Origin of the sequence: Paenirhodobacter populi (assembly GCF_004022215.1) — a bacterium.
Taxonomy (GTDB): domain Bacteria; phylum Pseudomonadota; class Alphaproteobacteria; order Rhodobacterales; family Rhodobacteraceae; genus Rhodobacter; species Rhodobacter populi.
In genome coordinates, this window is record NZ_SAUZ01000015.1 from 134,404 (window position 1) to 141,570 (window position 7,167).

7 protein-coding genes are annotated in these 7,167 nt (G+C 61.5%); all 7 read left to right on the forward strand.

Features of this window, described 5'->3' with window-relative positions:
- The first annotated feature begins 443 nt into the window (after positions 1-443).
- The gene (locus tag D2T30_RS13880) at positions 444-1,673 is read left to right on the forward strand and encodes an ABC transporter substrate-binding protein (RefSeq protein WP_128209347.1); all 1,230 of its coding nucleotides are present in this window, start codon (positions 444-446) and stop codon (positions 1,671-1,673) included.
- A gap of 90 nt (positions 1,674-1,763) precedes the next feature.
- On the forward strand, positions 1,764-2,657 hold the full coding sequence (locus D2T30_RS13885) for a branched-chain amino acid ABC transporter permease (RefSeq protein ID WP_128209348.1): 894 nt from the start codon (positions 1,764-1,766) through the stop codon (positions 2,655-2,657).
- A 2-nt stretch (positions 2,658-2,659) separates the two neighbouring features.
- Entirely contained in the window at positions 2,660-3,496 is an 837-nt protein-coding gene (locus D2T30_RS13890; protein ID WP_206612963.1) for a branched-chain amino acid ABC transporter permease, read from the forward strand.
- Positions 3,496-4,233, forward strand: a complete 738-nt coding sequence (locus D2T30_RS13895; protein ID WP_128209350.1) for an ABC transporter ATP-binding protein — start codon at positions 3,496-3,498, stop codon at positions 4,231-4,233. The genes D2T30_RS13890 and D2T30_RS13895 overlap by 1 nt, the downstream gene beginning before the upstream one ends.
- Positions 4,230-4,937 (forward strand): ABC transporter ATP-binding protein, encoded by a 708-nt coding sequence (locus tag D2T30_RS13900; protein WP_128186223.1) that lies wholly within the window; start codon positions 4,230-4,232, stop codon positions 4,935-4,937. Before D2T30_RS13895 ends, D2T30_RS13900 begins: the two co-directional genes overlap by 4 nt.
- 140 nt (positions 4,938-5,077) lie before the next feature.
- Positions 5,078-5,608, forward strand: coding sequence for a MarR family winged helix-turn-helix transcriptional regulator (locus D2T30_RS13905; protein WP_128186225.1), 531 nt, complete (start codon positions 5,078-5,080; stop codon positions 5,606-5,608).
- A 722-nt stretch (positions 5,609-6,330) separates the two neighbouring features.
- Positions 6,331-7,167: hypothetical protein (locus tag D2T30_RS23650; protein ID WP_241651282.1), on the forward strand; the 837-nt coding region annotated here is incomplete at its 3' end.

The window sequence follows — 7,167 nt, forward strand, 5'->3', positions numbered from 1 at the left end:
ATTAACTTACAAAGGTATTATAGTTATATTTTTGAATATTATTTTTGCACAAGATAGAGGTACAAAACATGAATTTCGTGCGAATCCGGGCGCAAAATTTCAGTGTCCCTTGTGGTTTTCACTTCGATACATGAGCGATCATCAGGCGCATTCATAGAATAATTCATTTAATATACAGAATGTTAGTTGTTCTTCGCGCCGATTCTACCGGCGGCTCCCGGGACGGAGTTTTCTGGGGGCGTATTTTTTGAGCGTGTTTTTTGCCTGCTTTCCGCCTTTGGCTGCATCTGGTGCATATCAGACTAAAAATGCCTTTCAGTGAAAGATTTCTTTTGTAAATATAATCCGCCTCCGCTCATGTTGCGTCTTGGCAATGCCGGCCGAGACCGGCACGTCCGGGGCGATCAGAAACAAGCCCCCCGAAACCATCAGTGGAGAGACCCATGCTGAAATCCATGATGACTGCGGCCATTCTGGGGGTAGCGGCGATGACCGCTGTTCCGGTCGCGGTCCAGGCCGAGGACCTGACCGGAAAGACCGTAAAATTCGGCGCAATCGTTCCGGCCTCGGGGCCGTTTGCCGAATGGGGCCGCGCGAATACGGTCGCTTTGAAAATGCTCGAAAAGCAGGTGAATGAAGCGGGCGGCATCAATGGCGCGAAGATGGAGATCGTCATCTACGACGACGGTGCCAAGCCCGCACAGGCGGTCTCGATGCTGCGCAAGCTGGCCGATGACGATCAGGTTCTGGCCGTCGCGGGCCCCGCGACCTCTTCGGCCGTCGAGGTGGCCTTCCCGGTTGCCAATCAACTCGGCATCGTCTCGGTGTCGCAAAACTCGTCGAAACCCGGCGTCGCTGCCGCGAACCGCCCCTGGGGGTTCCGCAATACCGTCGACGAGGCCAAGCTCGCCAGGCTCGTCGTGCCGTTCTTCGCCAAGACCTTCGACGTGAAGAAGGCCGCGATCATCTATGACGCCAAGGATGCAACAGCCTCGGCTGCGGGGGCTAAGATCTTCCCGCAGATCCTTGCCGACAACGGTATAGAAAACCTCGACGCGGATACGCCGATCTCCTTCAACACCGGGGATCTGGATGTTTCGGCGCAGGTGACGAAGCTGCGCTCGCTGCAACCCGATGCGGTGGTCCTGTCCGCCGACTACAGCCAGGCGATCACCGTGCTGCGCGAGATGAAGCGCCAGGGCATGAAGACCCCCGTCGTCGGTTCGACGCAACTGATGTCGAGCGCGATCCTCGCCGCCTATCCCGAACTGCCGATCGTCGCGCCGACGACCTTCTTCGCCGGGCTGGATGTTCCGGCGGTCAAGACGTTCACCGACGGTGTTACGCCGCTGATGCGCGCTGAAAAGAACCTGCCCGGCACGATCGAGCCGTCGCTCTTCGACGCCAATATCTACGAAATCGTCAGCCTGTTCGCTCAGGCCGCCAAGGAAGCCGGCGTGACCGCCGCCCCGGCCGATCTGGCCGCCGACCGGACCAGAATCCGCGATTACATGGCATCGGAGAGCGATTTCGTCGGCCTCGGCGGCAAGGTGCGCTTTGCGGCCGATGGCGATGCGGTCAAGTCGTTCTTCATCGTTCAGGCGAAGGACGGCAAATGGACCTCGCTCGAAACCGCATGTTCGAGCCCCGAGGCCGACGCCTGCGCGCAATGACTAACCCGAACTGGCCTGCAGCCCCCGTGCTGCAGGTTTTTCGCCGCCCTCGTGCGGCAGATCTTGCAAGGCGAAACGACAGGAAACCCGATGGGCGTGAGCATCTTCATACAGCAGGTTCTGAACGGGCTGACGCTCGGCGCGGTCTACACCCTCATTGCACTGGCGTTTTCGCTGGTGATGGGAATTCTCGGCATTCTGAACCTCGCGATTTCCGAGATCTTCATGATCGGCGCCTTCATCGGGTTCTCGCTCATCATGTCGGGGGTTCCGGTGTGGCTGGCGCTCCCGGGGGCGATGGCCGTTGCGGCTGTCATCAGCATGGTCATCGCGCGCATCGGTTATGAGCCGCTGCGCAATGCCAGCCACATCACCCCGATGCTCAGCACGCTCGGCTTTTCGATGATCTTGCAGAATTTCGCCACGAACACCTGGGGTTCGGACCCGATGCAGTTGACTCTCGAGGGCTGGCTCGACACGCGGTTCCATTTCGGTCTGGTGTCGCTCAGCGTCGTGCAGATCGTGGTTTTCGCGGTTACGCTGGGGCTGTGCGTGCTGACCGCGCTGCTGATCCAACGCACCGACATCGGCCGCGGGCTGCGCGCGGTCGCCGAAAACCGCGACGTCTCGCGCATCCTCGGGGTCCGGCCGCGGCGGATGATCCTCGTGGCCTTTGCTCTCTCGGGGCTGTTGGCCGGGGCGGCCGGTGTTCTGGTCGGGCTCCATTATTCGGTCATCACCCCCTATATCGGCGTCGATATCGGGCTAAAGGCGATCGCGGTGATGATCGTCGGGGGCGCCACCAATATCTGGGGGGCGCTTCTGGCCGGACCGATCATCGGCATTCTCGAGGTGCTGACGGTCGCCTACGGCGGCGCGGCGATGCGCGATTTCATCGTCTACGGGATGATGATCGCCATCCTTCTCGTCCGGCCGCAGGGCCTGCTGGGCGGGTCTTCGAAAACCTCCGGAGGGCGCGTGTGATGATGTCGTCTTATCAAGCGGGTCTCGTCGCCGACGGGTCCATTCTTCTGCTCGGGGCGCTGTCGGTCTATGTGATCCTGTCGACCGGGCAGCTCTCGCTTGGCAATGCCGGGTTCATGGCGATCGGGGCGTATCTGTCGTCCTGGCTGACGGTTTCGGCGGGAATGCCGCTGACACCCGCCATTGTCGTCTCGGCTGCCGTATCGGCGGTGTTCGGACTGATCATCGGCTTTCCGGCCCTTCGGCTGAAAGGGCTCTACCTCGCCATGGCGACGCTCGGCTTTGGCGAGATGGTGCGGACCTTCTTTCTCAATTTCGAGCCGACGGGCGGCGCCGGCGGGTTCAGCGGCATGGAGCACGTGCCGCTGTGGTATATCCTCGGCTGGACGGCTTTCGTGCTGGCCTGCGTGATGATCTGCGAGCGCACGCGCTGGTGGCTGGAAATCCGCGCCGTCAACGATGACGAACTGGCCGCGGGGCTGGTGGGCATGAACACCACGGTGACCAAGCTCATGGCCTTCATGACCGGGGCGGCGATCGCGGCCGTGGCCGGGGCGCTGCTGGCGCATCAGAACCTGTATATCGAGCCCGGAAACTTCGGTTTCGACCGCTCGACCGAATTCGTTCTGGCGATGATCCTCGGCGGGTCTAGCCTCGCAGCGGGGTCGATCGTCGGGGCGGCGCTGCTGATCATGCTGCCCGAACTGCTGCGCGATTTCGTTGACTGGCGCATCGCTATCTTTGGCGCGCTGCTGGTCGCGGTGCTGCTTGTGCGGCGTCAGGGGATCCTGGACCGCAATGTCTTCGGGCTCGCGAAATTTTGGCGGAGGGCGAACTGATGGCCAATGTCCTTGAATTCCATGACGTCGATCAATCCTTCGGCGGGATCAAGGCGCTGACGGATGTCAGCTTCGATATCCCGCAGGCCTGCATCACCGGCATCATCGGGCCAAACGGCGCGGGCAAGACCACGATCTTCAACGTCATCACCGGTGCATATCGGCCGGACCGGGGCTCGGTCCGGCTGAACGGACAGGAGATTCTGGGCCTCGCGCCCTACCGGATCGCGCGTGCCGGAATCTCGCGTACATTCCAGAACATCCGCCTCTTCGCCTCGATGACGGTGTGGGAACACATGCTGCTGTCGCAGGCCCCGCGCACGCCGATGCTGTCGCGCATCCTGCCCTCCCGGGCCGTGGCCGAGCGCGGCGAGCGGATGATGGAGCTGTTCGGCATCAGCGCCGTGCGCGACCGGATCGCGGTGTCGCTGCCCTACGGTGTGCAGCGCAAGGTCGAGATGGCCCGCGCCTATGCGATGGAGCCAAAGCTGCTACTGCTCGACGAACCTGTCGCGGGCATGAACCATGACGAGGCAGAAGACCTGCGCCAGACCCTTCAGGGGCTGCGCGACAAGGGGTTGTCGATCCTCATTATCGAGCATGACATGCGCTTCATGATGAACCTGTGCGACGAGATGCATGTGATGAACTACGGTCGCAAGATCGCGGGGGGACGTCCCGCCGAAATCCAGCGCGATCCCGCCGTCATCGCGGCCTATCTGGGAGAAGACGCATGATCCTCTCGGTCCATGATCTGAAGGTGAACTATGGGGCGATCCCGGGGATCCGCAAGATCGACTTCGACGTGAACGAAGGCGAGATCGTTGCGCTGATCGGCGCGAACGGTGCGGGCAAGAGCACCACAATGCGGGCAATTACCGGGCTGCTGCCGTTTCAGGGCAGGGTGGTCTACCGGGGCAGGGATCTGGCGCCCATGCACGCCGAGCGCAATCTGGCGAATGGCCTCGCGTTGGTTCCCGAAGGGCGCGGCATCCTGACCCGCATGACGGTGGAGGAGAACCTGCGGATGGGGGGCTATCTGCGCCGTGACAAGGCACAGCTCGAAACGGAGATCGTTGCCACCTATGAACGCTTTGCAATCCTGGGCGAGCGGCGGTCTGGTATCGCGGGGTTTCTGTCGGGCGGCGAACAGCAGATCCTTGCCATCGCGCGGGCCCTGCTGGCGCGTCCGAAGCTGCTGTTGCTGGACGAACCCTCGCTCGGTCTCGCGCCGATGATGACGGCGCAGATCTTCGATTTCATCTCGGAATTCCGCAAGCAGGGGCTGACGGTCCTGCTGGCCGAGCAGAAGTCGAAACATTCGCTGGCCATTGCCGATCGCGCCTTCCTGTTTTCGATGGGCGAGGTTGTGGCAAGCGGCGCGGCACGTGATCTGGCCGAGGGTAGCCTGATCCGCAACACGATGATGGCGCTGGTCTGACCTGCGGCAAGTCGTGATCCCGGCACAGAAAAGCTTTTTTGAATTGCTATTTCCGTGCCGGAGTTTAGTTGTGGTCTTATCCGGGCAGCGCGCGGAACGACGCTGTCGTGCGCCCGGCGAGCAGGCCTGAAGGAAGATCGATGCCACCTCGCGCACCCGCACCGATGACGGTGACCCGCCCCGAGCTACTGATTGACGGATCGGACGCCGTGTTCCGCAAGCTGATCCACGCCTCCTTCGGCTTTCTGGCCCGGCACGAGGCGGTGCGGGCGAGCTTCGGTCAGCGGATCGGGCTGAGCGGCGTCGAATACACCGTTCTCGTCGCCATCGGCCATCTGACGGCTGGGGGTGGCACCGTGATCATCAGCCAGTTGGCGGCGCATCTGCATCTGTCGGGCGCCTTCGTCACGACGACAACCTCGCGTCTGGCCAAGAAGGGGCTGATCACCAAGGACGTCGATCCCGAGGACCGCCGCAAGATCTGCCTGAACCTGACGGAGCAGGCGTGGTCCACGCTTGCAGATCTCGCGCCGATCCAGCAGCAGGTGAACGATATCGAGTTCGCGCCTCTGTCGGCGGGCGAGCTACCCAGGATCGTGGCCTTGTTCGAAAACCTTATCGACAGCAGCGAAAAGGCATTGAAGCTTCAAGAGTTCCTCAAGGAACACTGAGGGGGGCATCGGGTCTCGTCATCACAGATAATCCCGTTGCTGGTGCGGCGACGTACCTTGAGGTTTCGTGATAGCCTGCTCTTATACGGTATGACCCCGCTATCGCGAAAGCTGCAGAGTCCGACGCTGAATGCGACTTGTCAGGGGTGGCTGCCATCCTTTTGCGGCGCTTGTCGCATTTGACGGGCTTGGCCTGTATCTACGAACACTTCGTCCTGTTGGTTGTTGGTTGCTTGACGATCTAAGATTTGGAAAATGTATGGTCGCTCCGCTGTTGTAAGGTTTTTGTGCGTGGCCGACCGGCTTGCGTGAATGTATCCGGCCTCTGATCAGTCAGCTGCTTTTGGCGACAAGGCCTTGATGAGATCCGCATCTCGGGTTCCATATTAAATCGCGCCTGTATGATGCGCACACCATGTCCCATCGCGGCCAGTCGCCGCGCCAGCCATTGGGATCCCGGGCAGGCCTCCATGCCCACCGGAGCTTTCGACGCGGCATCGAAGAAGGCCAATAGTTTATCGCGCGAGAATTTCGTATGCTGAACACGGCTTCTACTGCGTTCGGGAAGGCAACGTGGAACACCTTCTTGCCGATATCTATGCCGAAGGTCGCAGTCTCGGGGACAGGTTTGGTTCACATCCTTTCTCTTCGTTTGCGGGGGGTTTCCCCCAACGATACGCGGGGGCGCGGGGCGGGCCATCTCATTAATGCCATTGTGCAGCATGGCTGATGTTCCGCAATCCTACGCGGCCAACTGTATTGCTCCAGTGAAGATCTGCTCATGCTACAAGGGAGAACGTAGCAATGAGTGTGACCATGGACGACAGCATCAAGCGCTGGACGGCGAGCGCAAGACGGCGCTGGTGATCGAGATCATTCGGGGCAAGACCACGGTGGCCGAGGCCAGCCGGTCCTTCGACCTGTCGCCCTCTGAAATCGAGGGCTGGATCGATGACGCGAAGCGGGGGATGGAGAATTCCCTGCGGGCGAACCCGCTCGACATTCGGGGGCAATACGAGAAGCAGCTGAAGGACCTGCAGGAGGCCTATGGCGAGGCCATGCTGGAGCTGCGTGCGCGAGAAAATACCGGGCCCTGCTGGAATGAGCCATTGGAGCGCCATCGGTCCGAGCCCAATGGCGAATGCGGACGACAAATGATCCAGAGCATCCAGCAGGGCCTTCTCGCTGAGGGCATCAAGGTGCCACTGAACAGGCCCTGCGTCTGGTTTGGGGTGCCCCGCCGGACCGTCTATGACCGGCCAGCCAAGGCGGCTCCGAAGGTCGATCCGCGCTTCGCCGAGCCGATCAAGGCGATCGAGCAGGAACCGTCCTTCGGCTACAGGACCGTGGCCTGGCTTCCGGGGTTCAACAAGAACACGGTTCAGCGGGTCTTTCAACTCAAGGGCTGGCAGGTTCGAAAGCGACCGGTGGGGATGCGCCCTCGCATCGAGGCGATCCCGTCCGTGGCCACGGCCCCGAACGCTGGTCGACCGACGTGTGCCGGGTCTGGGCGGGGCGGGATGGCTCGCACTGGCGCTGGTCATGGATTGCCACACCCG